Here is a 26918-nt window from a genome sequence, read left to right on the forward strand (position 1 = left end):
CTCGATACGTGGGCGGAGCCGGTCAGGCCCGGTCGGCGGCGTCGACGAACGACGCCAGGGTCGCGGCGGGGTCGTCCCCCGTCACGAGCGCTTCGCCGACCAGCACGACGTCGGCGCCCGCCGCACGGTAGTGGGCGACGTCGGCCGGACCGGAGACCGCTGACTCGGCGACCCGCACGACCCCGGTGGGGATGCGGTCGGCGAGCGACCCGAACAGGTCGCGGTCGAGCGAGAAGTCGGTGAGGTCCCGCGCGTTGACGCCGAGGATGCGGGCGCCGGCGTCGAGGCCGCGTGTGACCTCGTCACCGGAGTGCGCCTCGACCAGCACGCGCATGCCGAGTTCTTCGGCCAGGGTGTGCAGCTCGACCAGGCGGGCCTGCTCGAGCGCCGCCACGATGAGCAGCACGACGTCGGCACCGGACGCCCGGGCCTCGATCACCTGGTACGGGTCGGCGATGAAGTCCTTGCGCAGCACGGGCACCCCGACGCGGGCCTTCACGGCTTCGAGGTCGGCGAGGCTGCCGAGGAACTTGCGGCCCTCGGTCAGGACGCTGATCGTCGAGGCCCCACCACGCTCGTAGTCGGCAGCGAGGGCAGCGGGATCAGCGATCGCGGCCATCGACCCGCGGGACGGGCTGGCGCGCTTGACCTCGGCGATGATCTTCACCCGGTCACCCGGGCTGAGGAACGCGAGGGCGTCGAGCGGCGACGCCACCCGGTCGAGGTCGCGTTCGACGTCCGAGTACGGACGGTCGACACGACGGGCGGCGGCGTCCTCGAGCGCGCCCGCGACGAGGGTCTCGAGCACGTTCGGCATCGGGAGACCCCTACTCGCCGTGGTGCTTGGGGACGAACTTCGGACCGTCGACGCCGTAGCCGGCCTTCTTCATCACGCCACCGACGATGAGGCCGATGAGGACGACGCCAGCGGAGGCCCAGACGCCCCACGGCTGGTCGAACCAGAAGAACAGCGTGCCTGCCGCGAATCCGATCAGCATGATCACGACGGCGGTCCAGGCGGCCGGCGAGTGGCCTTCGCCGAGTTCTGCGGGCTCAGTGTTGCTCACGGTGCTCCTCGTTCTGCTCCGGCGTCGTCGGTCGAGCGACGCCCTGTCGATCCTACCGTGTCGTCACTCGGCGCCCCCGCGCCCGCGCCGTCGGCGGTGGTCGGGTCCACGCCCGCGCTCAGGTCGTCCCAGTCGACGACCGCGTCGCGCTGGACGGGTGCTGCTGCACGTGCTGCTGCGGCTGCTCCGGCGGTGGCGGCACCGTACTTCCGGCTCGGGCCGGGCCAGGCCCGCTGGACCACGATGACGACCACGCCGAGCAGCACGGCGAGCACGCCGCCCGCGATCCCGACGGCGGGCCACGGGCTCACGGAGACGCTCGACACGACACCGCGGACGGCGCCGAGGTCACTGACCCCGGCGACCTCGCCGACGGCACCGCGTGCAGCGGCGATCGGGTCGCCGAGGGCGGTGATGCCGCTGACGACCACACCGAGGCCGAGCAGGATCTCGACGGCGGCGAGCACGATGCGCAGCACCCGCCCCGCGATGGTCATCGCCAGGAAGAGCGCGAGGCTCGCGATCGCCAGCGCGGTGTACTGCGGCACGACCGCCGCCCCGTCGGCCGAGACCGTCGAGGTGACGGCGGCACCCGCGTGCAGGCGGACGGTGAACCAGGTCTGGGTCCAGGCGAGCATGATGACGCCGGCGACCAGGAGCCCGGCGACGACGACGATCGGACGAGAACGCTTCACGAGCGGACCTCGCGCATCCGGTTGGCGGTGGCGACGGCACGCAGTGGGGCAGCGGCCTTGTTGACCGCCTCGACGTGCTCGGTCTCCGGGTCGGAGTCCGCCACGAGTCCGGCCCCGGCCTGCACGCGGGCGATGCCGTCCTTGATCAGGGCGGTGCGGATCGCGATCGCCAGGTCGGCGTCACCGGCGAAGTCGAAGTAGCCGACGACACCGGCGTACGCACCGCGCTTCGCCGGTTCGAGCTCGTCGATGATCTGCAGCGCACGCGGCTTCGGCGCACCCGAGAGCGTGCCGGCCGGGAACGTCGCGCGGAACACGTCGATCGCCGAGGCGTCGGGACGCACCCGCCCCTCGACGCTCGACACCAGGTGCATGATGTGGCTGAACCGTTCGACGGTCATGAACTCGGTGACGCTGACGGTGCCGGGCTCGCACACCTTCTGCAGGTCGTTGCGGGCCAGGTCGACGAGCATCAGGTGCTCGGCGCGCTCCTTCGGGTCGCCGAGCAGGTCCTCGCCGAGGTTGACGTCCGCTTCCGGGGTCGCACCACGGGGGCGGGACCCGGCGATCGGGTGCGTGATGGCGCGGTCGCCCTGCACCTTCACCAGCGCCTCCGGCGATGCGCCGACGATCCAGAACCGCTCGTCGGCGGTGTCCGCGAGGGCGAGGAAGTACATGTACGGGCTCGGGTTCAGCGTCCGGAGCACCCGGTAGACGTCGAGCGGGTCGGCCGTGACCTCGTGGTCGAACCGCTGCGAGATGACGACCTGGAACACGTCACCGTCGCGGATGAAGTCCTTCGAGCGCTCGACGGCCGCCATGTAGTCGGCCGGGCTCGTGCGGTGGGTGGGGGTCGGCTCGGCGATCTCGAAGGCCTCGGCCACGGTCGCGATGCTCGGCTGCACCAGGTCGGCCTGCATGCGATCGAGTCGCTGCTGCGCGTCCGCCCAGAGCGTGTCCGCGTCGTCGGTGCCGTCGTTCAGCACGCTCGCGACGAGCAGCACGAGACCGGTGCGGTGGTCGAGCGCGGCGAGTTCGGAGACGAAGGACAGCGCCTGTCCGGGGACGTCGAAGTCGGCCGGCGGCACGTTCGGCAGGTGCTCGAGCTGGCGCACGGCCTCCCACCCGATGAAGCCGACGGTGCCGCCGACGAGCGGCGGCGAGCCGGGCACGCGGGGCGTCGCCCAGCGCTCGTGCAACCGCGCCAGGACCTCGAGCGGGGCGCCGTCGAGCGACCCGACGGCGCGCTCGGCGTCGATGCCGGTGTCGATCCAGGCCGCACGGTCGCCGTCCTGGGTGAGGACGCCGAAGCTCCGCACGCCGACGAACGACCAGCGCGACCACAGGCCACCCTGGCCGGCGGACTCGAGCAGGAAGGACCCGGGGCGGCCGTCGGCGAGCTTGCGGTAGACGCCGACCGGCGTCTCGCTGTCGCCGTACAGCGCGCGGACGACCGGCAGGACTCGGTGGTCGCCGAGCAGGCCGTCGAACTCCGGTCGGGAGGTCGTGTGCGGGGTCTCGGAGATCGTCGCGGTGGTCATCGGGTCGGCTCCACGGCCGCGTCCGCCGGGGCGGACGTGGTCACGGGCGCGAGCGGGTCGACGTCGAAGCACCGGTGCGCACCGGTGTGGCACGCCGCCCCGACCTGCTGCACCGTGACGAGGAGCGTGTCGTCGTCGCAGTCCAGCGCGGCACCACGGACGTACTGGGCGTGTCCCGACGTGTCGCCCTTCCGCCAGTACTCGTTCCGCGACCGCGACCAGAAGGTCACACGGCCTTCGGTGAGGGTGCGGCGGAGGGCTTCCCGGTCCATGTAGCCGAGCATGAGGACGTCCTTCGACGATTCCTCCTGCACGATGGCGGGGAGCAGGCCGTCCGCACCGAAGTGTGCGCGGTCGAGGACCGCCTCGGTGTCGGTGCTGGTGCTGTCGGTCATGAGGCTCCTAGCCTACGGCGGCGGATCAGCGGACGGCGTGACCGGTCGCGCGGAGCGCGGCCTTGACGTCCCCCACGGTCATCTCGCCACGGTGGAAGACGCTGGCGGCGAGGACTGCATCCGCACCCGCGTCGACGGCCGGGGCGAAGTGCTCGACGCGACCCGCGCCTCCCGAGGCGATCACCGGGACCGACGAGACGGCGCGCACCGCGGCCACGAGTTCGAGGTCGAACCCGTTCTTCGTGCCGTCGGCGTCGATGGAGTTGACGAGCAGCTCCCCCGCGCCGCGCTCGACGGCCTCGCGTGCCCACGCGATGGCGTCGAGGTCGGACTCGGTCCGCCCGCCGTGGGTGGTGACCACGAAGCCCGAGGGCATCCGGTCGGACCGCTTGACGTCGAGCGACAGCACGACGGCCTGGGCACCGAACCGGTCGGCGATCTCACCGATGAGCTCGTGCCGGGCGATCGCTGCGCTGTTCACGCCGATCTTGTCCGCGCCGCACTGCTGCAGCCGCGAGACGTCGTCGACGCTGCGCACCCCGCCGCCGACGGTGAGCGGGATGAAGACCTGCTCGGCCGTCCGGGTCACGGTGTCGTACATCGTCGCCCGGTTCTCGACCGTGGCACCGACGTCCAGGAAGGTCAGCTCGTCGGCACCCTGCTCGTAGTACCGAGCCGCGAGCTCCACGGGATCACCGGCGTCCTGCAGGTCCAGGAAGTTCACGCCCTTGACGACGCGGCCGCCCTTGACGTCGAGGCACGGGATGACCCGGACCGACACGCCACCGGGGGTCACAGGCGTGCGGCGTGGATCGGGCTGACGAGGATCGCCCGGGCGCCGAGGTCGTAGAGCGCGTCCATGATGAGGTTCGCGTCGTCGCGCGGGATCATCACGCGGACCGCCGCCCAGTCGCGGTCGTGCAGCGGTGAGACCGTGGGCGACTCGATGCCGGACGCCACCGCGGTCGCCTGCTCGAGCAGGGCCGTGGGGACGTCGTAGTCGAGCATCACGTAGCCACGGGCGACGAGGACGCCCTGCAGGCGTCGGCGGAGCACGTCGATGCCCGGGATGGTCTCGTCGGTGGAGACGAGCACCGCGGTCGACTCGAGGATCACCGGGCCGAAGATCTCGAGGCCCGCCTGCCGGAGCGTGCTGCCCGTCGACACGACGTCGGCCACGGCGTCGGCGACCCCGAGCCGCACGGCGCTCTCGACGGCGCCGTCGAGCTTCACGAGCGTGGAGCTGACCCCGTGCTCGGCGAGGAAGGCCCCGACCAGGCCGGGGTAGCTCGTGGCGACCCGGACGCCGTCGAGGTCCTGCAGCGAGCCGAACCGACCGGGCGTGCCGGCGAACCGGAAGGTGGAGTCGGCGAAGCCGAGCGCGTCGACCTCGTGCGCCTCGGACCCGGAGTCGAGCAGCAGGTCGCGGCCGGTGATGCCGACGTCGAGCGCGCCGGACCCCACGTACGTGGCGATGTCCCGCGGGCGGAGGAAGAAGAACTCGACGCCGTTGCGCTCGTCGAGCAGGTGCAGCGCCTTCGGGTCGCGGCGGCCGGCGTACCCGGCCTCCCGCAGCATGTCGGACGCGGTCTCGGACAGGGAGCCCTTGTTGGGCACGGCGATGCGGAGCATCAGGGGTCTGCTTTCTGGTCGGGGTCGTGGCGGATCGAGGTCGGTGCGCGGGCTGGTGCCCGAGCGCGTCCTACAGATGTCGCCAGACGTCCGCCGGGGTGAGCCCCTTGGCGACCATGAGGACCTGGAGGTGGTAGATCAGCTGCGAGATCTCCTCCGAGGTGCGCTCGTCGCCCTCGTACTCGGCCGCCATCCAGACCTCGGCGGCTTCTTCCACGATCTTCTTGCCGATCTGGTGCACGCCGGCGTCCAGTTCGGCGACGGTGCCGGAGCCCTCGGGGCGCGTGCGCGCCTTCTCGGTGAGCTCCTGGAACAGGTCGTCGAACGTCTTCACAGGGTCCAGGCTACCGGTCTCCGCTGACGCTGCCGACGCACCGTCCGGACGGGAGGCGGTGGTCGCCTCGCTCACGCCGGTACCGGCCGGCGTTCCCCCGGTCACGAGCGTGCCCGAGCGGCAGCCTCGCGCAGGTCGGCGATGCGCGCGGCGGGTTCGCCGCCGTACACCGCGGAGCCCGCGACCAGCGTGTCGGCACCGCTCCGCACGGCCTCGGGCACGGTGTCCACGGCGATCCCGCCGTCCACCTCGAGCCACACGTCGAGCCCGGACGCGTCGACGGCGGCGCGGGCGTCGGCGAGCTTCGGCATCACGGACGGCATGAAGGACTGGCCGCCGAACCCGGGCTCGACGGTCATCAGCAGGATCATGTCGTAGGCGTCGAGGTGGTGCAGCACCTGCGTGATCGGGGTGCCGGGCTTCACGGCGACGGCCGCGCGGGCACCGTTCGACCGGATCGCGGCTGCGGTCGCCACGGGGTCGTCGGCTGCCTCGAAGTGGAACGTGACGCTCGATGCACCGGTCTCGGCGTACTTCGGCGCGTTGCGGTCGGCATCGGTGATCATCAGGTGCACGTCGAGCGGCACCGGCGACACCTGCTGCAGGCGCTGCACGATCGGCAGCCCGAGCGTCAGGTTCGGCACGAAGTGGTTGTCCATCACGTCGACGTGCACCAGGTCGGCGGTCTCGATGCGCTGGAGTTCGCGTTCGAGGTTCGCGAAGTCGGCGGACAGGATGCTCGGCGAGATGCGGATCGTCACCGGGCAAGCCTACCGGCGTGCCACTGGAGGCCCGCGGTCATCGCCACAGCGACGTCGCGTTCCAGTCCACTGGCGCCCCCGTCTGCTCGAAGGGGACCAGCGCGATCGGCGGGTAGGCGACCATCGTTCCGACGAGCAGCCGGGATGGCCCGATGCCGCTGGCTTGGCGGAGGTACTGCACCAGCGTCAGCTGGCCGTAGGTCCGGTTCATCGCGTGCGCGGCGAGGTCGAGTCCGTCGTGCGTCCCTCCGCGCGGCAGGCGGGGGCGTTTCGGGTACACCCGGTTGAACAACCGCCCGTGATGGGCACAGGCGTTTCGGACGACGTTCAGCGCACGGAGCCACGAGGAGAACTGCGGCGGCCTCAGCCCGAACGCTCCAGCGACCTCGGTCTGCACCATCGGCGGTGCGAACCCGAAGAGGCGGCTCAGACTCCCCCAGTCCATGAGCTCGACGGCGGCCCACACGGGCAGGGTCCCGCCGTAGGCGAGCCGGTGGTGCTCCACGAAGTCCTCTCGGGACCGCCCGACCTCACGGTCGTGGCGACGGCGCCAGTCGGCGTACTGGTCACCCGACCGGGCGAGCACGCCGAGCAGCGCCGGTTCCAGGTGGGCACACGGATCGAGCCGCCCCAGTTCATGGCCGAGTGCGGCTCGGACGGCGAGTTCGATCGGCGCGATCGCGTCGAAGACCGTCGTCCGGAGGCGGGCGTCAAAGTCGTAGAGGGAGACCACGTCAGCGAGACGAGTGCCCGCCGCGAAGTCGTCGCTCCGGTGCCCGGATCGCAGACGACGGAACGAGTACCAGTACCCGCTGAGTCGGTAGTAGCTGACCCGTCGCAGCAGTTCGACCGCGGCGTCGTGGTCTCCGACGTCCATCCCGCGGGCCTCGAGCAACGCGACCTGTTGTCTGGTCGACCGGAACGCCTTGACCTCGCTCAACGCACCCCTCACACGAAGAGGACCGGCCCTGGACCTGCTTTCGCAGGCGGAACCGGTCTTGTGGAACCAACATATCAGAAGAGTTCCGGTGGAGCAACCGCCTCAGTCGACGCGACGGAACAGCGCGATGAACATCGCGTCCGTCCCGATCCGGTGCGGCCACAGCTGCGCCGTGGCGCCGTCGGCGATCTCGGGGTCACGTGCGGCGACACCGCGGACGATCGTGGCGGTGTCGAGCTGCTCGAGCCGGTCGCCGTGCCGCCCCATCAGCGCGTCGACCTGCCCGCGGGTCTCGGCCAGGTGCGGCGAGCACGTCACGTACGCCAGGGTCCCGCCCGGCGCCAGGACCCGGACGGCGGCGTCGAGCAGTTCGGTCTGCAGGGCAGCGAGCTCCTCGACGTCCTCGGGGAGCTTCCGCCAGCGGGCTTCCGGTCGGCGACGCAGCGCGCCGAGCCCGGTGCACGGGGCGTCGAGCAGGATGCGGTCGAAGGTCATCCCGGTGCCGTCGCGTCCGTACCGACGGGCGTCACCCTCGACGACCCGCACGTGGTCACCGAACACACCGAGCGCGTTCCGCACGAGTCCGGCGCGGGCGGGCACGAGCTCGTTGGCGACCAGGGTCGCCCCGCCCTGCTGCGCCTCGGCGGCGAGCAGCGCGGCCTTGCCTCCGGGGCCGGCGCACATGTCGAGCCACCGCTCCCCCGCGCGCACGTCCGACGATCGGCTCAGCGCCAGCGCGGCGAGCTGCGACCCCTCGTCCTGCACGCGCAGGCGTCCGGCGGCGACGCCCGGCACGCGCGCCGGGTCGCCGCTGATGCCGCGGATACCGACGGGCGACACCGGCGCGGCGTCCGCCTGCACGACGGGCTCGTCGGCCCGGACGGGAGGCACGGTGCCGGTCGCGCCGTCGGCCTCCGGTTCGTCGTCGGCGGGCACCAGGGCCGCAGGCACGTCGTCCGCACCGGTCGCGTCGGCGAACGCGGCATCGGTGTCGTCGTCCGGGGCGGTGCGGGCGGTCGCGGTGGCGATGTCCTCGTCGGTGGCGAGTCCGGGAAGAGCGGCGAGCTGCACCCGGGGTGCGGCGTTGTCGGCGGCGAGCAGGGCGGCGAGCTCGTCGCGGGAGCGTTCGGCGGCCAGGGCGTCGCGGAGCGCCGAGACGACCCAGACCGGGTGCGACCAGCGGGTGGCGAGCAGGGCGTCCCCGGCGCGGCCCTCGGTGATCAGGGCGTCCCACTCCTGATCGGTGCGGGCAGCGATCTTGCGCATCACGGCGTTCACGAACCCGGTCGCGCGGCGGGCACCGACCTCGCGGGCGAGCTCGACCGTGGCGTCGACGGCGGCGTGCGTCGGCGTGCGCATGGCGAGCAGCTGGTGCGCACCGAGACGCATCACGTCGAGGACGTCCGCCTCGATGTTCTCGGCCCGGCGACCGGATGCCAGCGCGATGATGACGTCGTAGCGGCCGAGCATCCGGATCGACCCGTAGGTGAGCTCGGTCGCGAACCCGGCGTCGCGGGCGGTGAGCCCGGCGCGGCGGATGCGCGTCGGCAGCAGCAGGTTCGCGTAGGCGTCGTCGACCTGCACGGCGCGGAGCACGTCGAACGCGACGCGGCGGGCACTCGCCGGACGCGGGCCGCGGCGGGCGCCCTGGGGCTTCGTCTGGGGGCTCATGCGAGGACCTTCCCGTCCAGTTCGCCGAGGCCACGGGCCCAGGCGGCGGCGTCCATCGCCTTCTTGCCCGCCGGCTGCACCTCGAGCAGCACCAGCGGGGTGTCGGCGGTCCCGACCAGCAGCCGACCGCCGTGGAGTGCGAGCGCACCCGGCGCGAGCGACGGGGCGGGGTCCTGCGTGCCTCCTGGCCGGAGCGTGCTGCGGAGCAGCTTCACGCGGGTCTCGCCCAGGTGGGCGTACGCGCCGGGCTCGGGCGTGACCCCGCGCAGCCGCGCGTGCACGGCGGCGGCGGGCGCGGCGAAGTCGATGCGGCCGTCGTCGATCGTGAGCTTCGGGGCGAGCGTGGGCTCGCCGGACTGCTCGGTCGCGACGGCGGTGCCGGCGGCGATGGCGTCCACGACGTCCGCCACCACGTCAGCGCCGACCTCGGCCATCGCGGCGAGGACCTCACCCGAAGTCGCCTCGGGGTCGATCTCGAAGGGCAGGGCGGCGTAGACCGGGCCGGCGTCGAGCGCCTCGACCAGCTGGAAGACCGTGGCGGCGGTCCGGGTGTCGCCGGCCATCACCGCACGCTGCACGGGAGCCGCACCGCGGTACGCCGGCAGGTCGGAGAAGTGCAGGTTGATCCACCCGTGCCGCGGGGCGTCGAGCGCCGGGCGGCGGAGCAGTGCGCCGTAGGCGACGATCACGCCGAGGTCGACGTCGAGGTCCGCGATCCGGGCGGTGACGGCGTCGTCGACACGCGAGGCCTCGATGACCGGCAGGCCGAGCTCCGCGGCGACGACGGCCACCGGGGTCGGCGTGAGGACGCGCTTGCGGCCCTGCGGGGTGGCCGGCCGCGTGAGCACCGCGACGATCTCGTGGTCGGACGCCGCCAGACGGCGGAGGGTGGGGACGGCCGCAGCGGGGCTGCCGGCGACGACGAGACGCATGGGTTCGATCCTCCCACGCGCGAGCCACTGCGCCGTGCCCGGTCGCCAGCGCCACGGTGCGCGTTCCGGCTCACCTTGGGGACAGCAGAGCATCGGCTGCGTACCGTCTGGGGCACATCAGGAAAGGAACCACCATGAGTGACGTCACCACCGCCACCAACCGCTACGCCGGTTCGTCCGTCCAGAAGGCCGCCCTCGTGGTCGGCATCGTGTTCCTGCTCGTCGGGAACGCCGGGTTCGTCCCCGGCATCACGACCGGCGACCTGGCCGGGGCCGGACACGAGTCGATGGGCATGCTGCTCGGCATCTTCCAGGTGTCCGTGCTGCACAACATCGTGCACCTGCTGTTCGGCGTCGTCGGACTGCTCGCCGCCAACCGCGCCTCCGGCTCGCGGATGTACCTGGTGCTCGGCGGGATCGTCTACTTCGTGCTGTGGATCTACGGCCTGTTCACCGCCGGCCACAGCTCGGGTGCGAACTTCGTCCCGCTGAACAACGCCGACAACTGGCTGCACCTCGTCCTCGCCATCGGCATGGTCGCCCTCGGCGTCGTGCTGCCGCGCGAGCGTCGCCGGCCCGCCAACGCCTGACCGAGCCGCACCTGCCTGGCGCCACCCGGCGGCAGACCCCGAACGACACCGCCGACGTCGCACGACGTCGACGGTGTCGTTCTGCGTCGTGCAGCAATCGGGCCCACCCGGGGCGGGCGCGGTCAGACCTCGGAGAACGGTTCCGCGTCGTCCAACCGCACCCGCAGCGTCGGAGCGGCCCGTCGGCGGTTGCCGCCCTTGAGCACCCGCCGGGTCGACGAGCGCCGGATCACCTCGGCCTTGAGCGTCGCGGCGACCTCGGCCCCGTGCGCGTACGGGAACCGCACGATGGCCCGGACCGTGCCCGGCAGGGCGTCGTCCTCGACCGGGACCGGGCCGAGCACCGGACCGACGACAGCGTCGCCGAGGGCCTCGACCGCAGCGGTGACGGCCTCGTCGGTGCCGGTCATCGTCGCCACCCGCACCGCCGGCGGGAAGTGCAGTTCGCGGCGGTCGGTGAGCTCGTCGTGCGCGGGACCGTCGAGCCGCCACAGGGCCATCGCCGACGCCAGCCGACCGCCGATCCCGACCAGGTACACCTCGGCACCGGGGGCCGACTTCGCGGCGGCGTTCGTCCAGAAGCGCAGCACGTCCTCCTGCACCCGCAGTCCTTCGCGGGCGAGCATCTTCTCGCCGTCGAGCAGCAGCACGCAGGCGTACCCGCCCGGCACCGACGGCTCGGCCCCACGGGTGGCGACGACGACCGATGGCTTGGCGGGAACCTCGTCGAGCGGGCGGGAGCCGTCCGCGACGATGATCCGGGTGCCGGGGAACGCCCGCCCGAGCTCCTCCGCGGTGCGCTGTGCCCCCTGGCCGACCGGCTTCACGGTGCCGTTGCCGCACGTCGGGCAGCGGAACCCGACGGCCAGGGCGCCGCAGAAGCGGCACTGGGGCGTGGCGCCGCGGTGCGGGCTGCCGAGCGGCCCCCCGCAGACCCGGCAGTGCGCGCGTTCGCCGCACTCGGCGCAGACCAGCCCCGTACCGAAGCCCGGGCTCGCGACCTGCACCAGGACGGCACCGTGCTGGCTGGCCTCGCGCGCGGCACGCCAGGCGGAGCTCGGGATGCGGGCCTGTGCGGCGAACCCCTCGGCCCCGGTCTGCTGCACGGTGGGGATGACCTTCGGCGTCTTCACGCGGTAGGGCACGACGTCCTGCAGCCAGTGCAGCTCCACCAGCCGTTGCACGTCGGTGCTGCGCGCGTGTGAGACGAACAGCAGCGCGGCCCCGGACTGGGCGGCCCGCACCAGGGCCACGTCACGCGTGTGCACGTAGGGGGCCCGCTGCTCGATGAACGAGGCGTCGCCGTCGTCCCACATCGCGATCAGCCCGAGGTCGGTCGCCGGCGCGTACATCGCCGTGCGGTTGCCGATCGCGACCACCGGGTGCGTGCGGGCCTGCAGCAGGGCCTTCGCGCGCTGCCCGTTCGTCTGCTTGGCGTCGAACCGCACCACCCGTTCCGGCGGCAGCACCGCGAGCAGGGCGCGCTCGAGGTCGATGACGTCGCGGAAGTCCGGCACAGCGACCACCGCGGACTGCTCGGCCGCCACCGTGTGTGCGGCGGCCTGGGCGAGCGTCGCGGCCCACCCTGGAACCCAGACCGGTGCGTCCGCGTCACCCACCGCCACGGGCTGGGGCACGGCGGCGACCGCGGCGCGTCCGTGCTCCGTCACCACGGCCTCCAGGACGCCGTCGGCGTAGCCGGTGACGGGCGGGGCGGTCACCGGCGGCGGCGACCACGCGGTGTCCCGGGCGAGCCAGGCCTTCTCGGCGCGCACCTGTCGCGGCGGCACGGCGAGGCGCAGGACGTCCGAGGCGACACCCGCGGCACGGTCGGCGACGGCGCGCGCGAGGGTCCAGATCTCCGGCGCCAGGACGGGCACCGGGGAGAGCACGGCCTCGATCTGGCTGAGCTCACCCGGGTACTCGCCCTCGGTGACGATCTCGACCACGTAGCCGTCGGACATCCGGGCACCGGTGCGCAGCGGCACCTTGACGCGGACCCCCGCGACGCAGTCGTCCTCGAGCTCGGCTGGTACCCGGTAGTCGAACAGACGGTCCAACTGCGGGAGTGGCGAGTCGAGGACGACGCGCGCGACGGTGGTCACGCGGTGCTTCAGACGGTCGCGGCGACGAGTCCTGCGGCGGCGCGGAGTTCCTCGACACGGTCGAGCTGCTCCCACGTGAACCCGGGGAGCTCGCGGCCGAAGTGGCCGTAGGTCGCGGTCTGCGCGTAGATCGGTCGGAGCAGGTCGAGGTCGCGGATGATCGCGGCCGGACGCAGGTCGAAGACCTGGCGGATGGCGGCCTCGATCGTGGCGTCGTCGACGTGTCCGGTGCCGAAGGTCTCGACGTACAGCCCGACGGGCTTCGCACGGCCGATCGCGTAGGCGACCTGCACCTCGAGCCGGTCGGCGAGCCCCGCGGCCACCGCGTTTTTGGCGACCCAGCGCAGCGCGTACGCCGCCGAACGGTCGACCTTCGACGGGTCCTTGCCGCTGAACGCGCCGCCACCGTGACGAGAGGCCCCGCCGTAGGTGTCGACGATCACCTTGCGGCCGGTGAGCCCGGCGTCGCCCTGGGGGCCACCGATCTCGAAGCGACCGGTCGGGTTCACGATGACGTCGACGTGCGACGAGTCGAGGTCGACCAGGTCGAGGACCGGACGGATCACGTGCTCGGTGATCGCCGCGGTGAGCTCGTCGAGCGTGACGCTCGGCGAGTGCTGCGTCGAGAGCACGACGGTCTCGACGGTCTTCGGGACGACGCCGTCGTACCCGATGGTGACCTGGGTCTTGCCGTCCGGGCGCAGGAACGACAGCTCACCCGACTTCCGGACCGCGGCCAGGCGCTCGGCCAGACGGTGCGCCAGCCAGATCGCGACCGGCATGTACTCGGGGGTCTCGTTCGTCGCGAACCCGAACATGATGCCCTGGTCGCCGGCGCCCTGACGGTCGAGTGGGTCGACCGCGCCGGTGCGGGAGTCGAGCGACTCGTCCACACCCTGCGCGATGTCCGGCGACTGCGCGCCGATCGAGACCTCGACACCGCACGTGGCACCGTCGAACGAGACGTCCGACGAGTTGTAGCCGATGCCGGTGATGACGTCACGGACGAGCTTGGGGATCTCGACGTAGCCGGAGGTCGTGACCTCGCCGGCGACGTGCACGAGCCCGGTGGTCACCATCGTCTCGACGGCGACGCGAGCGTTCGGGTCGACCGTCAGCAGTGCGTCGAGGATGCTGTCCGAGATCTGGTCGCAGATCTTGTCGGGGTGCCCCTCGGTCACCGACTCGGACGTGAAGAGGCGGAGAGCAGCTGCAGTCACCGGGATCAGTCGGTGGGCTGCTGCTGCTTGGTGACGGTGAGCTTGTCCTCGTTGATCTCGTGGAGCGCGACGGACAGCGGCTTGTCGTCGATCGTCGAGTCGACGAGCGGTCCGACGTTGTCGAAGAGCGAGCCCTCGTGCAGGTCGGCGTAGTAGTCGTTGATCTGGCGGGCGCGCTTCGACGCGAAGATGACGAGCGCGTACTTCGACTCGACCTTGCTGAGCAGGTCGTCGATGGGCGGGTCGATGATGCCCTGGGGGTTGGCCATGGTGTCTCCTCGAAGTCAGTGCACCCGTCAGGGCGCAGAGAACAAGTCTACGACCTCACGTGCCGCGGTGCCGACATCGGAGTTCACGATCCGCACGTCGAACTCGTCCTGCGCGGCCAGCTCGACCTTCGCGGTCTCGAGGCGACGCGCCTGTTCCTCCGCGGATTCGGTGCCGCGGCCGATGAGTCGGCGCACCAGTTCCTCCCACGTCGGGGGCAGCAGGAACACGAGCACCGCCTCGGGCATGGCGTCGCGGACCTGCCGGGCGCCCTGCAGGTCGATCTCGAGCATGACCTTCTCGCCGGCGTCGAGCGCGCGGTCGATCGGCGGGCGCGGGGTGCCGTAGCGGTACGAGTTGTGGACGGTCGCCCACTCGAGCAGCTCGCGGTCGCGGATCATGCGGTCGAACTCGTCGTCGTCCACGAAGTAGTAGTGCACGCCGTCCACCTCGCCGGGGCGCGGCTTCCGGGTGGTGGCGGAGACGCTGAGGTTGACGTCCGGGTAGTGCTGTCGGATGTGCGCGCTGACCGTGCCCTTGCCGACCGCGGTGGGTCCGGCGAGCACGACGAGCTTCGAGGCGCCACGCTTGCGACCGCGGGCGGCGAGCCAGTCCGCCAGGGCGGTCCGCTGCCGGGTCCCCAGGCCGCCGAGGCGCTTCGACGGGGCGATCCGCAGGGTCCCCATGATCGCCTCGGCTCGTGCGGGGCCGATCCCCGGCAGGCTGACGAGCAGGTCACGGACCCGCAGCGAGCGTTCCGCCGAGGTCGTCTCGACCAGCGAGTCGTCCCACGCGGCACGGGCGACGTCGAGTGCCGAGCGCTCCCCCGACGCGATCGCGGCCTTCACCGCGGCCCGGGCGCGTCGCGCGGCGACGGCGGCCTTCGCCGCGGCGACCCGGTCCACCTCTGGCGGGGTGCGGTGGGCGGGCAGGCCCTCGTGCTCGTCGGTCACGCTGCCGCCGCCAGTGCGGTGCGGATGCGGTCGGCGCGGTCGGTGACGAGCGCCGTGACGCCGTCCGGACCGTCGGTCAGCAGGCCGCGCGACTCGCTCACGAGCACCTGCTCGGCACGGGCGCCGTACAGCGCACGGAGGTCCTCGATACGGGCACCCTGGGCACCGAAGCCGGGGGCGAGGACCGGCGCGGTGCCGATCGCGTCCGCGTCGATGCCGAAGTCGTCGAGGTGAAGGGTCGCGCCGAGCACGAGCCCGACGTCGCCGAGGGCCTGATCGCCCACGGACCGGTTGTCGTCTGCCACGTCCAAGACGATACCGGCCGCGACCGTCCGGCCGGTACGCGGTCCTTCCGCGAGCACCGCGGTCTGCAGCACACGGGCCTCGGGGTTGCTCGTCGCCGCGAGCACGAAGACCCCGGCACCGTTCCGGCGCGCGACGTCGATCGTGCCCCGGAGCGAGCCGTACCCGAGGTACGGCGACACCGTCATGGCGTCGGCCGCGAACGGCCCGGCGCGGTCGAGCCACGCCAGTGCGTAGTCGTCACCGGTCGTGCCGATGTCGCCCCGCTTCACGTCGGCGACGACCAGGAGGCCCGCATCGCGCGCCCGGCGGATCGTCGCGTCGAGCGCACGGTAGCCCGCGACCCCCGCCGCCTCGAAGAAGGCAACCTGCGGCTTCACGATCGCCGCGCGGCCGGCGGCCGCGTCGACCAGGGTCGCGCCGAACGCCGTCAGGCCCTGCTCGTCGCGGGCGAGCCCCCACGCCGCCAGGGTGGCGGCGTGGGGGTCGATCCCGACGCAGAGCGGTGAACGCTCCCCCATGGCGGACGCGAGGCGGTCGCCGAAGGAGGCCGGGCCTCCCGACCGGGTCGTTGCCACGCTGGCAGCCGTCACCAGGTCGCGCGCTCGAGCGCGTAGTCCTGCAGGCTGCGGACGTTGAGCGGCGAACCGATCGTCTCGATCGCCGCGACGGCGGCCCCGATCTGCGCGATCGTCGTGAACAGCGGCTTGTCCGCCGCGACCGTGGCCGCACGGATCTCGTACCCGTCCGCACGACCGGCGGCACCCGACGGCGTGTTGATCACGATGTCGACCTCGCCCCGGGCGAGCAGGTCGACGACGCTCTCGCCGCCCTGGCTGTACTTGCCGACGATCCCGACCTCGATGCCGTTGCGGCGGAGGATCTCCGCCGTGCCCTCGGTCGCGATGATCGTGAAGCCGAGCTGCTGCAGGCGGTGCACCGGCAGCACGATCGCGCGCTTGTCGGTGTCGGCGACGCTCACGAAGACCGTGCCGCTGGTCGGCAGGCCGCCGTACGCGGCGTCCTGCGACTTGAGGAACGCCCGCGGGAAGTCGCGGTCGATACCCATGACCTCGCCGGTGGAGCGCATCTCGGGGCTGAGCACCGAGTCGACGACCTGGCCTTCGCGGGTGCGGAAGCGACGGAAGGGCAGCACGGCCTCCTTCACGGCGACCGGCGACTGTGCAGGGACGAACGCCCCGTCACGCTCGGGCAGCATGCCCTCGGCGACGAGCTCGGCGACCGTGGTGCCGGTCATGATGCGGGACGCGGCCTTGGCCAGCGGGATGCCGAGCGCCTTCGAGACGAAGGGCACGGTGCGGCTGGCGCGCGGGTTCGCCTCGAGGACGTAGAGCACGCCGGCGCCGATGGCGAACTGGACGTTGAGCAGGCCCTGCACACCGATGCCGCGGGCGATCTTCTCGGTCGCGTCGACGACGCCCTGGATCTCCGCGCGGCCGAGGCCGACCGGGGGCAGGGTGCAGGCCGAGTCGCCGGAGTGGATGCCGGCCTCTTCGAGGTGCTCCATGATGCCGCCGATGTAGAGCCGCTCGCCGTCGAAGAGCGCGTCGACGTCGATCTCCACGGCGTCGTCCAGGAACCGGTCGACCAGCAGCGGGAGCTCCGGGCCGATGATCGCCTGGTCGGCCATCCGGTCGAAGTAGTCCGCGAGCGACGGGGAGTCGTAGAGGATCTCCATGCCACGGCCGCCGAGCACGAACGACGGGCGGACGAGGACGGGGTACCCGATCTCCTCGGCCACCGTGGTCGCGCTCGCCAGGTCGTGGGCGGTGCCGTTCCGCGGTGCGAGCAGGCCGGCGGCGTCGAGGATGGCGGAGAACTGTCCGCGCTCCTCGGCCGAGTCGATCGCGGTGGGGCTGGTGCCGAGGATCGGGATGCCCGCGGCCTCGAGCGGCTTCGCCAGGCCGAGGGCGGTCTGGCCACCGAGCTGCACGACGACGCCGACGAGTTCGCCGGAGGCGGCCTCGGCCTCGATGACCTCGAGGACGTCCTCGGCCGTCAGCGGTTCGAAGTACAGGCGGTCCGAGGTGTCGTAGTCGGTCGACACGGTCTCGGGGTTGCAGTTGATCATGATCGTCTCGAACCCGGCGGCGCTCAGCGCGAAGGACGCGTGCACGCACGAGTAGTCGAACTCGACGCCCTGTCCGATGCGGTTCGGGCCGGAGCCGAGGATGACGACCTTCTTGCGGTCGCTCGGCGTGATCTCGGTCTCGGTGTCGTACGAGGAGTAGTGGTACGGCGTCAGGGCGGGGAACTCGCCGGCGCAGGTGTCGACGGTCTTGAAGACCGGTCGGATGCCCTGGGCGTGCCGCTCGTCACGGACCTGCTGCTCGGAGACCGGTGCCGCGTCCGTGCTGCGCAGGCTCGCGATCTGGGTGTCGCTGAAGCCGTGCTCCTTCGCCCAGCGCATCGTGTCCGCGTCGAGGGTGTCGGCGGCCCGGACCTCGTCCGCGACCTCGTTGATGAGCACGATCTGGTCGATGAACCAGGGGTCGATCTTGGTGGCCTCGAAGACCTCGTCCGCGGTGGCACCCGCGACCAGGGCCTGCTGGACCGTGACGATGCGGCCGTCGGTCGGGATCGACGACTTCGCCAGCAGGGCGTCCTTGTCGAGCTCGGACGCCGGGGTGTCCCAGTGGAAGCTCGACCCGCGCTTCTCGAGCGAGCGCAGCGACTTCTGCAGTGCGGTGGCGTAGTTCCGGCCGATGGCCATCGCCTCGCCGACGCTCTTCATCGTCGTGGTCAGGGTGGCGTCGGCGGCCGGGAACTTCTCGAACGCGAACCGCGGGGTCTTCACGACCACGTAGTCGAGCGTCGGCTCGAAGCTCGCCGGGGTGACCTTCGTGATGTCGTTCTCGATCTCGTCGAGCCGGTAGCCGATCGCGAGCTTCGCGGCGATCTTGGCGATCGGGAAGCCCGTGGCCTTCGACGCGAGGGCCGACGAGCGGGACACGCGGGGGTTCATCTCGATGACGATGACGCGGCCGTTGGACGGGTCGACGGCGAACTGGATGTTGCAGCCACCGGTGTCGACGCCGACGCGACGGATGATGTCGATGCCGATGTTCCGCATGTTCTGGTACTCGCGGTCGGTCAGGGTCAGCGCGGGGGCGACCGTGATCGAGTCACCGGTGTGGACCCCGACCGGGTCGACGTTCTCGATGGAGCAGATGACGACGGTGTTGTCGTAGTTGTCGCGCATCAGCTCGAGCTCGTACTCCTTCCAGCCGAGGATGGACTCCTCGAGCAGGACCTCGGTCGTCGGGCTGGACTGCAGCCCGTCGCCGACGAAGCGGACGAGTTCGGCCTCGTTGTACGCGAAGCCCGAGCCGAGGCCGCCCATGGTGAACGACGGGCGGACGACCAGCGGGTACCCGAGGTCCTTCGCGAACTCCTTGGCTTCCTCGAGCGTGTGCGCGATGTGGCTGCGGGCGACGTCGGCACCGGACTCGAGCACGAGCTCCTTGAAGAGCTGGCGGTCCTCGCCGCGCTGGATCGCCTCGACCTTGGCGCCGATGAGCTCGACGCCGTGCTTCGCGAGGATGCCGGCCTCGTCGAGCGCGATGGCCGCGTTCAGGGCCGTCTGGCCGCCGAGGGTCGGCAGGACGGCGTCCGGCTTCTCGATGCGGATGATCTCCTCGAGCGACGCGTTCGTGATCGGCTCGATGTAGGTCGCGTCGGCGAAGTCGGGGTCGGTCATGATCGTCGCCGGGTTCGGGTTGACCAGGATGACCCGGACGCCCTCGGCCCGGAGGACGCGGCACGCCTGGGTGCCGGAGTAGTCGAACTCGGCGGCCTGACCGATGACGATCGGGCCGGAGCCGATGACGAGGACGGAGTTGATGTCTGCGCGCTTGGGCATCAGTTCGCTTCCTTGGTGATGTCTGCTGCGGGGGTCGTGGCGTCGGCAGTGGCCGCGTCGAGCGGCTCCCCGTCGCGACGCTCGCGCACCATGTCCGCGAACCGGTCGAAGAGGTACATGCTGTCGTGCGGTCCGGCGGCGGCCTCGGGGTGGTACTGCACGCTGAACGCCGGCACGTCGAGCGCGCGGAGGCCCTCGACCACGTTGTCGTTCAGCGAGTAGTGCGAGACCTCGACCCGACCGAACCCGGCCGGGGACTCGAGGACCTCACCGAGGGGCGCGTCGACCGCGAAGCCATGGTTCTGGCTCGTGATCTCGACCTTGCCCGTGGTCGTGTCGAGCACCGGCTGGTTGATGCCGCGGTGACCGAAGGGCAGCTTGTAGGTCCCGAAGCCGAGCGCGCGGCCGAGCAGCTGGTTGCCGAAGCAGATACCGAAGAACGGGCGGCCGGTGCGCAGGCTGTCCTGCAGCAGCTCCACCTGTGCGTCCGACGCGGCGGGGTCGCCGGGGCCGTTCGAGTAGAACAGAGCGTCCGGTGCGAGGGCTTCCAGCTCCGCAGCGGAGATGTCCTGCGGCACCACGTGCACCTCGAAGCCGCGGGCCGCGAGGTACCGGGTGGTCGAGGCCTTCACGCCGAGGTCGAGCACGGCCAGGGTGCCGATCTGCTCGCCGACGGCGGGGACGACGTAGGTCTCCGGCGTGGACACGACCGCCGAGAAGCTCGCGCCGGCCATCGTCGCCTGCGACACGACCGCGTCCAGCTGCGACTCGGCCGACAGCGCCGCGTCGGCGCCGCTGAAGACGCCGCCCTTCATGGCACCGGCGTCGCGGATCCTGCGGGTGAGTGCTCGGGTGTCGATGCCGGAGATGCCGACGATGCCGTCGCGCACCAGGTGGTCGTCGAGCGTGGCGTTCGCGCGGTGGTTCGACACCACGCGGCTGGGGTCGCGCACCACGTACCCGGCGACCCAGATGCGACGGGACTCGGGGTCCTCGTCGTTCACCCCGGTGTTGCCGATGTGCGGCGCGGTCTGCACCACGATCTGTCCGGCGTAGGAGGGGTCGGTCAGCGTCTCCTGGTAGCCGGTCATGCCGGTCGCGAAGACCACCTCGCCGAGCGTGCGCCCGCGGGCGCCGTAGGCCCAGCCGTCGTACCGGGTGCCGTCTTCGAGGACCAGGACGGCCCGTTCGCGTGTCATGCTTTCTTCCCTTCGCCCGCGGTTCGCGGAGCATCGGCCGCAGTCGCCTGCGGCCCGGTCTCGGTCAGTCCCTGCAGGGCGTGCAGCGCGGCTGCGTCGCCCTCCGGGAACCGGAAGTAGGTGTCCAGGTCCGTCGCACCTGCGGCGCCGGTCGCCGTCCATCGCAGACGGACCAGTCCCCCGGGTTCGACCACTCGGTCGATCGCCCACGTGGAGCGGTCGGCGCCGCGGACCGCGTCGCGCGCGATCCAGCGGTCGTCGGTACCGGCGAGGCGCATCACCACGCCGGTCGCGTGGACCGTCACCCCACCGCGGCCGCGGAACCCGAGGCCGCCTGCGGTGATGCGTTCCAACGGCTGGTCGGCGCGGGTCGTCGCGACGGTGAACCCGTCCCACGACCCGACCGCCGGTGCCAGGTCGGCCGGCACCCGGACTGGAGGCACGGCTTCCGCCTGCTTCCTGGTCCGCGTCCGCCAGGTGCGCGCCATCGCGACGAACAGGGCGGCGACCGCGAGCAGGATCACCGCGCCGAGGAGCCAGCGCTGCGCGTCGCCGCTCATGCGCGCGCCCCTGTCCGGAGGGCCGCGGCGTGCGCCGCGATCGTGTCCGCGTCGACGACCCGGCCGTCGAGCACCGTCGCGTACCCCTGGTGGAAGGTCGCGACGACCCGGCCCGGCAGGGTCATGCCGAGGTACGGCGAGTTCTGCGACTGGCCGGCGAGGTCGGTGACCGCGAACTCGCGGCTGGCCGACGGGTCGTAGAGCGTGATCTCGGCGGGTGCTCCCTCGGCGATGCGCTGCCCGTGCCCCTCGACCTGGCCGATCCGCGCCGGCGCCTCGGACAGCACCCGGGCGACGTCGGCCCAGTCGAGCCGGCCGTCGTCGACCACGGCGGACTGCACCACGCTCAGCGCCGATTCGAGGCCGACCATGCCGTTCGCGGCGGCCGGCCACTCGCAGCACTTCGCCTCGGCGGTGTGCGGTGCGTGGTCGGTCGCGACGATGTCGATGGTGCCGTCGGCCAGGGCCGCGCGGAGCGCCTCGACGTCCTCGCGGGCGCGGAGGGGCGGGTTCACCTTGTAGCGGGCGTCGTAGCCCGGCGCACCGTCGTGACCGGCGATGAGGTCCTCGGTGAGCACGAGGTGGTGCGGGGTGACCTCGGCCGTGACGTCGATGCCGCGGGACTTCGCCCACCGGATCACCTCGACGCTGCCGGCCGTCGAGACGTGGCAGACGTGCAGGCGTGCTCCGACGTGGTCGGCGAGAAGGACGTCGCGGGCGATGATCGCCTCTTCCGCGACGGCGGGCCACCCGGCGAGGCCGAGCTCCGAGGACAGTCGGCCCTCGTTCATCTGCGCGCCGATGGTCAGCCGGGGCTCCTGGGCGTGCTGCGCGAGCACACCGCCGAAGCCCTTGATGTACTCGAGTGCGCGGCGCATGAGCAGCGGGTCGGCCACGCACGAGCCGTCGTCCGAGAACACCCGGACCTTCGCACGGGAGGTCGCCATGGCGCCGATCTCCGACAGGTGCGTGCCCTGCAGCCCCTGCGACACGGCACCGATCGGGCGGACCGTCACGTAGCCGGCGTCGTCACCGAGGGCCTGGACCTGCTCGACGACCCCGGCGGTGTCGGCGACGGGGCTCGAGTTCGCCATGGCGTTCACGGCGGTGAAGCCACCGGCGGCCGCGGCACGCGAGCCGGTGAGGACGGTCTCGGACTCCTCGTGACCGGGCTCGCGCAGGTGCGTGTGGAGGTCCACGAGACCGGGCAGGGCGATGAGGCCGTCCGCGTCCACGGTGGTGGCGCCGGCCGTGTCGAGACCGGACCCGACCGCGGTGATGCGCCCGGCCTCCAGACGGATGTCGGCACGCGAGCCGTCGACCAGCTGCGCGCCACGGATCAGGTGAGCGGTCATGCGGCGGACTCCTTCGCGTCGGTGCCGGTTCCGGCACTGCCCGTCAGGGCGAGGTAGAGGACGGCCATCCGGACCGAGACGCCGTTCTCGACCTGCTCGACGACGGTCGAACGGGGGTCGTCGGCGGCGATGCCGGCGATCTCGAGACCGCGGTTCATCGGACCGGGGTGCATGATCAGCGTGCGCTCGGACAGCCGACCGAAGCGCGCCGCCGTCAGACCCCAGTGCCGCGTGTACTCGCGCGGGTTCGGGAAGAAGGCGTCGTTCATCCGCTCCTGCTGGATGCGGAGCGTCATGACGACGTCCGGGTCCTCGGCCAGGGCGGTGTCGAGGTCGTGGTGCACCGCGGCGCCGAACGGGGTCGGGGTGGCGGGCAGGAGCGTCGGCGGCGCGGCGAAGGTCACGCTCGCGCCGAGGGTGCGGAGCAGCCAGGCGTTCGACCGGGCCACCCGGCTGTGCAGCACGTCGCCGATGATCAGGACGCGCACGCCGTCGAGGCCCTGGCCGCGCGAGCCGGCGCCGTGCAGGCGGCGGCGCATGGTGAAGGCGTCGAGCAGCGCCTGCGTCGGGTGTTCGTGGGTACCGTCACCGGCGTTGACCACCGGCACGTCGATCCAGTCGGCGTCGGCGAGCACCCGCGGCGCACCCGATGCACCGTGGCGCATGACGATGCCGTCGATGCCCATCGCACCGAGGGTCTGGACGGTGTCCTTCAGGGATTCGCCCTTCGAGACGCTCGAGCCCTTCGCGGCGAAGTTCAGGACGTCGGCGGACAGGCGCTTCGCGGCGGCCTCGAACGAGATGCGCGTGCGCGTGGAGTCCTCGAAGAACAGGTTCACCACGGTCTTGCCGCGCAGGGCCGGGAGCTTCCGGACCTCGCGCGTGTTGACCTCGGCCATCTCCTCGGCGACGTCGAGGATGTGGACGGCCTGGTCGCGGGACAGGTCGGCGGTGGAGAGCAGGTGCCGCATCACGCCACCCCCTGCTCGATGAACACGGTGTCGTCGCCGTCGGTCTCGGCCAGGTGCAGCGTGACCCGCTCGTCGGACGCCGTCGGCAGGTTCTTGCCCACGTGGTCCGCGCGGATCGGCAGCTCGCGGTGGCCGCGGTCGACGAGCACGGCGAGCCGGACGGCACGCGGCCGACCGATGCCCTGCAGCGCGTCGAGCGCGGCACGGACGGTGCGACCGGAGTACAGCACGTCGTCGACGAGCACGACGACCTTGCCGTCGATGCCGCCCGCGGGGATGACCGTCCGGTGCGGCGCGCGGCCGATGCCGTGACCGAGGTCGTCGCGGTGCATGGTGACGTCGAGCGTGCCGACACGCTCCGTCCCGATGCCGCCGGCGGCCGAGGACCACTCCGGCTCGATGCCGGCCAGGATCCGGCCGAGGCGTTCCGCGAGGACGGCGCCGCGGGTCGGGATGCCGAGGAGCACGAGGTCCGAGCCCCCGTGGTTGGCTTCGAGGATCTCGTGCGCGATGCGTGTCAGGGCACGCGTGATGTCGGGCTGTTGCAGGACCGTTCTGGTTCCCACGTCGACCCCCTTCCCCGCCTCACTGGACGGCATTAAAGGATGCTGACGTGGTCAACCCTACCGGGACTCCTGGTCTCCTGCGACCGTCCGACCGGACGGTGCACGACCGCCGGCGACGGCCCCGAGCACGCCGTTGACGAAGCCGGCCGAGTCCTCGGTGGACAGCGACTGCGCGAGCTCGACCGCCTCGGCGATGGCGACGGCGTCGGGCACCTCCGGGTTGAACCGGAGCTCCCAGACGGCCATCCGCAGGATGCACCGGTCGAGGACCGGCATCCGGGCGATCGACCAGCCCTGGGCGTGGTCGACGATGACCGAGTCGATCTCGTGGCGGGCGTCGTCGACACCGGTGACGATCTGGCGGGCGTAGTCCCAGCTGGAGGCACGCTCCGGCTGGTCCAGGTGCCGGACCGTCTCTGTGGCGAGCACGTCCGCGATCGGCAGCTCCCGCACCTCGGCCACGTACAGCATGTCGAGGGCGCGCTTGCGGGCCTTCGAACGAGCACTCATACGGTCAGCGCCTAGGAGTTGACGCGGCCGAGGAAGCTGCCGTCGCGCGTGTCGATCTTCACCAGGGTGCCGCTCTCCAGGTACAGCGGGACCTGGATGCGGTGGCCGGTCGCGATGATGGTCGCGTCCTTGGTGCCGCCGGAGGAACGGTCGCCCTGCAGGCCGGGCTCGGTCTCGACCTCGGTGACGATCGACGTCGGGAGCTCGACGTACAGCGGGTTGCCCTCGTTCATCGCGATGGTGACCATCGCGGACTCGAGCAGGTAGTTCTTGGCGTCGCCGACCACGGTCGCGGAGACCGGGATCTGGTCGTACGTGTCGGTGTCCATGAACACGTAGGAGTCGCCGTCCTCGTAGAGGAACTGGTAGTCACGACGGTCGACGACGGCGGTGTCGATCTTCGCGCCGGCGTTGAACGTGCGGTCGACGACCTTGCCGGAGACGACGTTCTTGAGCTTCGTGCGCACGAAGGCGCCGCCCTTGCCCGGCTTGACGTGCTGGAACTCGACGACCGACCACAGCTGGCCGTCGATGATGAGAACGGCGCCGTTCTTGATGTCTGTGGTACTGGCCATGAGTCGTCGGTGTCCCGTTCGGTCGTGTTGTGAAGTGTCCTCGGGCCGCGGCCGGCCCCGGACGAGTGTAGCGGACGCCCGCCCGGCAGCCGGAGCGGTGCGCGTGCGTGCCGGACGCGCCGGTCCCGGGCGGGCGCCGGGCCCGGCGGGCGCCCGGCCCGGGCTCAGCGTCGCCGTCGAGCGAGCCAGGCGTCGATCGCCGCCCAGCCGAGCAGCACCACCGCCGCTCCCCCGAGCAACCCGCCCGCGACCCCCGTGGACAGGGCCGCCGTCGGTCGTGCCGGCAAGGACAGGTAGACGATCGCCAGGATCCCCGCCCCCGCACCGAGCAGCACGAGCAGGATGCGCCGGATCATCCCGGACACGAGCTGCCGGTCGCGGCTGTCCGCGAAGAGCCGGATGTTCACCGTGAACCGGCCGGTCTCGATCGCCTCGCCGATGCGGTCCACCCGGCGGGGCAGGCGACGAGCAGCCGACACGACGCCGAGCAGTTCCTTCGCCGCCAGGTCGCGGAGCTTGCCCGGCCGGAGCTGGTCGGTGATCTGCTCCCGGGCGAGTCCGCGGGACTCCTCGAGCAGGTCGAACGACGGCGCGAGTGTGCGGAGCGTGCCCTCGAAGATGGCCAGGGCGCGTGCCGCGGCGACGAAGTCCGGCGGTGGCTTCAGCCGGTACCGCCCGAAGACCTCGACCGCGTCGTCCACGGTGTCGACGCCGATGCGCGCACCGGGCCCGAGCTCGTCCGCGACGAAGCGGGCGATGTCCCGACGGAAGTCGGGCTCGTCGTGCGCATCGCGCACGGGTGCCATCCGCAGGACCGCATCGGCGATCCGCGACGTGTCGTCCTGCAGGTACGCGGCCAACAGGTCCTGCACCGTGTCCCGGAGACCCGGGTCGAGCCTCCCGACCGATCCGAAGTCGATCAACGCGGGCCGACCATCGGGCAGCACCAGGACGTTCCCCGGGTGCAGGTCCGCGTGGTACAGGCCGTCGAAGACCACCTGGCGCAGGAAGGCGCGGAGGATGGCGCGCATCGGCGCGTCCAGGTCGCGCTCGGAACGCTCGGCGCGGATCGCGCTGAGCGTGTCGCCCTCCAGGAACTCCATCACGAGCACACGCCGGCCGGACAGGTCCGGGTAGGGGTCCGGGAACCGGACCTCGTCCGGACGCGCGCTGCGGGCCTGGGCCGCACGCAGCGCGGTGAGGTTCCGGAGCTCGGAGACGAAGTCGACCTGCCGGATCAGGTCGTCCGCGTACTGGCCGGCGATGTCCTGCACGCCGACCTGCCGCGCCTCGGTCGACCACCGGGCCATGAACCGGACGACCCGCAGTGCGATGTCCACGTCGCGGCGCACCGCTGCGTCGATCCCCGGCCGCTGCACCTTCACTGCGACCGCGGTGCCGTCGGGCAGCCGGGCGCGGTGCACCTGCGCGATGGACGCCGCTGCGACGGGCACCGGGTCGAAGGTCGCGAAGACCTGGTCGACCGGGGCACCGAGCTCCTGCTCGAGGAGCGCACGGACCTCGTCCGCCGGCGCCGCCGTGACGTTCCGCTGCAGGTGGGCGAGTCCCTCGGTCCACTCCTCGGGCAGCAGGTCGTCACGGGTGGACAGCAGCTGGCCCATCTTCACGAATCCACCACCGGCTTCCTCGAGCGCCCGGCGCAGGTGCTCGGCCTGGTCGCGACGCAGGTCCGAGGTGGCCGGGTCGTGCGAGAAGTCGAGACGACGGAAGGGCACCAGGTGGTGGCGGCGGGCGATCGAGAGGAGTTCGGTGAAGCGTCGACCACGGGAGCGCAGGCTGCCGGTGTCGGCGTCGCGCGGGCCGGAGAGGTCGCTCAGTCGGGGTGGGGTGGGCACGCCCGTCAGTCTGCTCCCCGGTGCTGGGTCCGCAGCG

At 72.1% G+C, this 26918-nt stretch carries 27 protein-coding genes; 1 reads left to right on the plus strand and 26 read right to left on the minus strand.

Annotation, left to right across the window (positions count from 1 at the left end):
- Positions 1 to 22: 22 nt before the first annotated feature.
- From trpC to fmt, 12 genes are all read right to left on the minus strand, one after another.
- Positions 23 to 808 (minus strand): indole-3-glycerol phosphate synthase TrpC, encoded by a 786-nt coding sequence (trpC, locus tag DEI96_RS10055; protein WP_071403979.1) that lies wholly within the window; start codon positions 806 to 808, stop codon positions 23 to 25.
- A gap of 19 nt (positions 809 to 827) precedes the next feature.
- Positions 828 to 1067, minus strand: a complete 240-nt coding sequence (locus DEI96_RS10060) for an HGxxPAAW family protein (RefSeq protein WP_017887200.1) — start codon at positions 1065 to 1067, stop codon at positions 828 to 830.
- Positions 1064 to 1762: a Trp biosynthesis-associated membrane protein gene (locus tag DEI96_RS10065; RefSeq protein WP_110858960.1), complete on the minus strand. Its 699-nt coding sequence runs from the start codon at positions 1760 to 1762 to the stop codon at positions 1064 to 1066. The genes DEI96_RS10060 and DEI96_RS10065 overlap by 4 nt, the downstream gene beginning before the upstream one ends.
- Positions 1759 to 3303, minus strand: a complete 1545-nt coding sequence (locus DEI96_RS10070) for an anthranilate synthase component I (RefSeq protein WP_111023055.1) — start codon at positions 3301 to 3303, stop codon at positions 1759 to 1761. Before DEI96_RS10070 ends, DEI96_RS10065 begins: the two co-directional genes overlap by 4 nt.
- Entirely contained in the window at positions 3300 to 3698 is a 399-nt protein-coding gene (gene hisI, locus DEI96_RS10075; RefSeq protein WP_111023056.1) for a phosphoribosyl-AMP cyclohydrolase, read from the minus strand. Before hisI ends, DEI96_RS10070 begins: the two co-directional genes overlap by 4 nt.
- A 25-nt stretch (positions 3699 to 3723) precedes the next feature.
- Entirely contained in the window at positions 3724 to 4479 is a 756-nt protein-coding gene (gene hisF, locus DEI96_RS10080) for an imidazole glycerol phosphate synthase subunit HisF (protein ID WP_232536485.1), read from the minus strand.
- 11 nt (positions 4480 to 4490) lie between these two features.
- Entirely contained in the window at positions 4491 to 5330 is an 840-nt protein-coding gene (gene hisG, locus DEI96_RS10085) for an ATP phosphoribosyltransferase (RefSeq protein WP_071403725.1), read from the minus strand.
- Positions 5331 to 5400: 70 nt separating this feature from the next.
- The gene (locus DEI96_RS10090; RefSeq protein ID WP_027465728.1) at positions 5401 to 5664 is read right to left on the minus strand and encodes a phosphoribosyl-ATP diphosphatase; all 264 of its coding nucleotides are present in this window, start codon (positions 5662 to 5664) and stop codon (positions 5401 to 5403) included.
- Between the two features lie 101 nt (positions 5665 to 5765).
- Positions 5766 to 6425 (minus strand): ribulose-phosphate 3-epimerase, encoded by a 660-nt coding sequence (gene rpe, locus DEI96_RS10095; protein WP_110864565.1) that lies wholly within the window; start codon positions 6423 to 6425, stop codon positions 5766 to 5768.
- A 37-nt stretch (positions 6426 to 6462) separates the two neighbouring features.
- Entirely contained in the window at positions 6463 to 7365 is a 903-nt protein-coding gene (locus DEI96_RS10100) for an Abi family protein (protein WP_258372782.1), read from the minus strand.
- A 102-nt stretch (positions 7366 to 7467) separates the two neighbouring features.
- The gene (locus tag DEI96_RS10105; protein WP_232750155.1) at positions 7468 to 9036 is read right to left on the minus strand and encodes an RsmB/NOP family class I SAM-dependent RNA methyltransferase; all 1569 of its coding nucleotides are present in this window, start codon (positions 9034 to 9036) and stop codon (positions 7468 to 7470) included.
- The gene (gene fmt / locus DEI96_RS10110) at positions 9033 to 9968 is read right to left on the minus strand and encodes a methionyl-tRNA formyltransferase (protein ID WP_111023058.1); all 936 of its coding nucleotides are present in this window, start codon (positions 9966 to 9968) and stop codon (positions 9033 to 9035) included. The genes DEI96_RS10105 and fmt overlap by 4 nt, the downstream gene beginning before the upstream one ends.
- 134 nt (positions 9969 to 10102) lie before the next feature.
- On the opposite strand from fmt, the gene DEI96_RS10115 reads away from it, so the two are divergent.
- A complete protein-coding gene (locus DEI96_RS10115) occupies positions 10103 to 10558 on the plus strand; it encodes a DUF4383 domain-containing protein (RefSeq protein WP_111023059.1) in 456 nt (151 codons plus the stop codon).
- A 122-nt stretch (positions 10559 to 10680) separates the two neighbouring features.
- On the opposite strand, the gene DEI96_RS10120 is transcribed toward DEI96_RS10115, so the two are convergent.
- The 14 genes from DEI96_RS10120 to DEI96_RS10185 form a co-directional block, all read right to left on the minus strand.
- Positions 10681 to 12663, minus strand: coding sequence for a primosomal protein N' family DNA-binding protein (locus DEI96_RS10120; RefSeq protein ID WP_181440515.1), 1983 nt, complete (start codon positions 12661 to 12663; stop codon positions 10681 to 10683).
- A gap of 8 nt (positions 12664 to 12671) precedes the next feature.
- Positions 12672 to 13883: a methionine adenosyltransferase gene (gene metK / locus DEI96_RS10125; protein ID WP_110858970.1), complete on the minus strand. Its 1212-nt coding sequence runs from the start codon at positions 13881 to 13883 to the stop codon at positions 12672 to 12674.
- A 5-nt stretch (positions 13884 to 13888) separates the two neighbouring features.
- Entirely contained in the window at positions 13889 to 14152 is a 264-nt protein-coding gene (gene rpoZ, locus DEI96_RS10130; RefSeq protein WP_017887186.1) for a DNA-directed RNA polymerase subunit omega, read from the minus strand.
- 27 nt (positions 14153 to 14179) lie between these two features.
- Positions 14180 to 15103, minus strand: a complete 924-nt coding sequence (gene gmk, locus DEI96_RS10135; protein ID WP_239001435.1) for a guanylate kinase — start codon at positions 15101 to 15103, stop codon at positions 14180 to 14182.
- On the minus strand, positions 15100 to 15984 hold the full coding sequence (gene pyrF / locus DEI96_RS10140; protein ID WP_258372783.1) for an orotidine-5'-phosphate decarboxylase: 885 nt from the start codon (positions 15982 to 15984) through the stop codon (positions 15100 to 15102). Before pyrF ends, gmk begins: the two co-directional genes overlap by 4 nt.
- A gap of 11 nt (positions 15985 to 15995) precedes the next feature.
- Positions 15996 to 19289 carry a carbamoyl-phosphate synthase large subunit gene (gene carB / locus DEI96_RS10145; protein ID WP_111023062.1) on the minus strand — a complete coding sequence of 1098 codons (3294 nt, stop codon included), beginning with the start codon at positions 19287 to 19289 and terminating at the stop codon, positions 15996 to 15998.
- Positions 19289 to 20488: a glutamine-hydrolyzing carbamoyl-phosphate synthase small subunit gene (gene carA / locus DEI96_RS10150; protein ID WP_071403717.1), complete on the minus strand. Its 1200-nt coding sequence runs from the start codon at positions 20486 to 20488 to the stop codon at positions 19289 to 19291. Before carA ends, carB begins: the two co-directional genes overlap by 1 nt.
- A complete protein-coding gene (locus DEI96_RS10155; protein ID WP_051596738.1) occupies positions 20485 to 21048 on the minus strand; it encodes a PH-like domain-containing protein in 564 nt (187 codons plus the stop codon). The genes carA and DEI96_RS10155 overlap by 4 nt, the downstream gene beginning before the upstream one ends.
- On the minus strand, positions 21045 to 22403 hold the full coding sequence (locus tag DEI96_RS10160; RefSeq protein WP_110864573.1) for a dihydroorotase: 1359 nt from the start codon (positions 22401 to 22403) through the stop codon (positions 21045 to 21047). Before DEI96_RS10160 ends, DEI96_RS10155 begins: the two co-directional genes overlap by 4 nt.
- A complete protein-coding gene (locus DEI96_RS10165) occupies positions 22400 to 23374 on the minus strand; it encodes an aspartate carbamoyltransferase catalytic subunit (RefSeq protein ID WP_111023063.1) in 975 nt (324 codons plus the stop codon). The genes DEI96_RS10160 and DEI96_RS10165 overlap by 4 nt, the downstream gene beginning before the upstream one ends.
- Positions 23374 to 23973 (minus strand): bifunctional pyr operon transcriptional regulator/uracil phosphoribosyltransferase PyrR, encoded by a 600-nt coding sequence (pyrR, locus tag DEI96_RS10170; RefSeq protein ID WP_017887177.1) that lies wholly within the window; start codon positions 23971 to 23973, stop codon positions 23374 to 23376. Before pyrR ends, DEI96_RS10165 begins: the two co-directional genes overlap by 1 nt.
- 24 nt (positions 23974 to 23997) lie before the next feature.
- Positions 23998 to 24450 (minus strand): transcription antitermination factor NusB, encoded by a 453-nt coding sequence (nusB, locus tag DEI96_RS10175; protein WP_027465744.1) that lies wholly within the window; start codon positions 24448 to 24450, stop codon positions 23998 to 24000.
- 11 nt (positions 24451 to 24461) lie between these two features.
- Complete coding sequence (efp, locus tag DEI96_RS10180; protein ID WP_017887175.1) at positions 24462 to 25025, minus strand: elongation factor P; 564 nt, start codon at positions 25023 to 25025, stop codon at positions 24462 to 24464.
- A 164-nt stretch (positions 25026 to 25189) separates the two neighbouring features.
- A complete protein-coding gene (locus DEI96_RS10185; protein ID WP_111023064.1) occupies positions 25190 to 26881 on the minus strand; it encodes an ABC1 kinase family protein in 1692 nt (563 codons plus the stop codon).
- Positions 26882 to 26918: the final 37 nt, after the last annotated feature.

Source organism: Curtobacterium sp. MCLR17_031, from assembly GCF_003234775.2.
Taxonomy (GTDB): domain Bacteria; phylum Actinomycetota; class Actinomycetes; order Actinomycetales; family Microbacteriaceae; genus Curtobacterium; species Curtobacterium flaccumfaciens.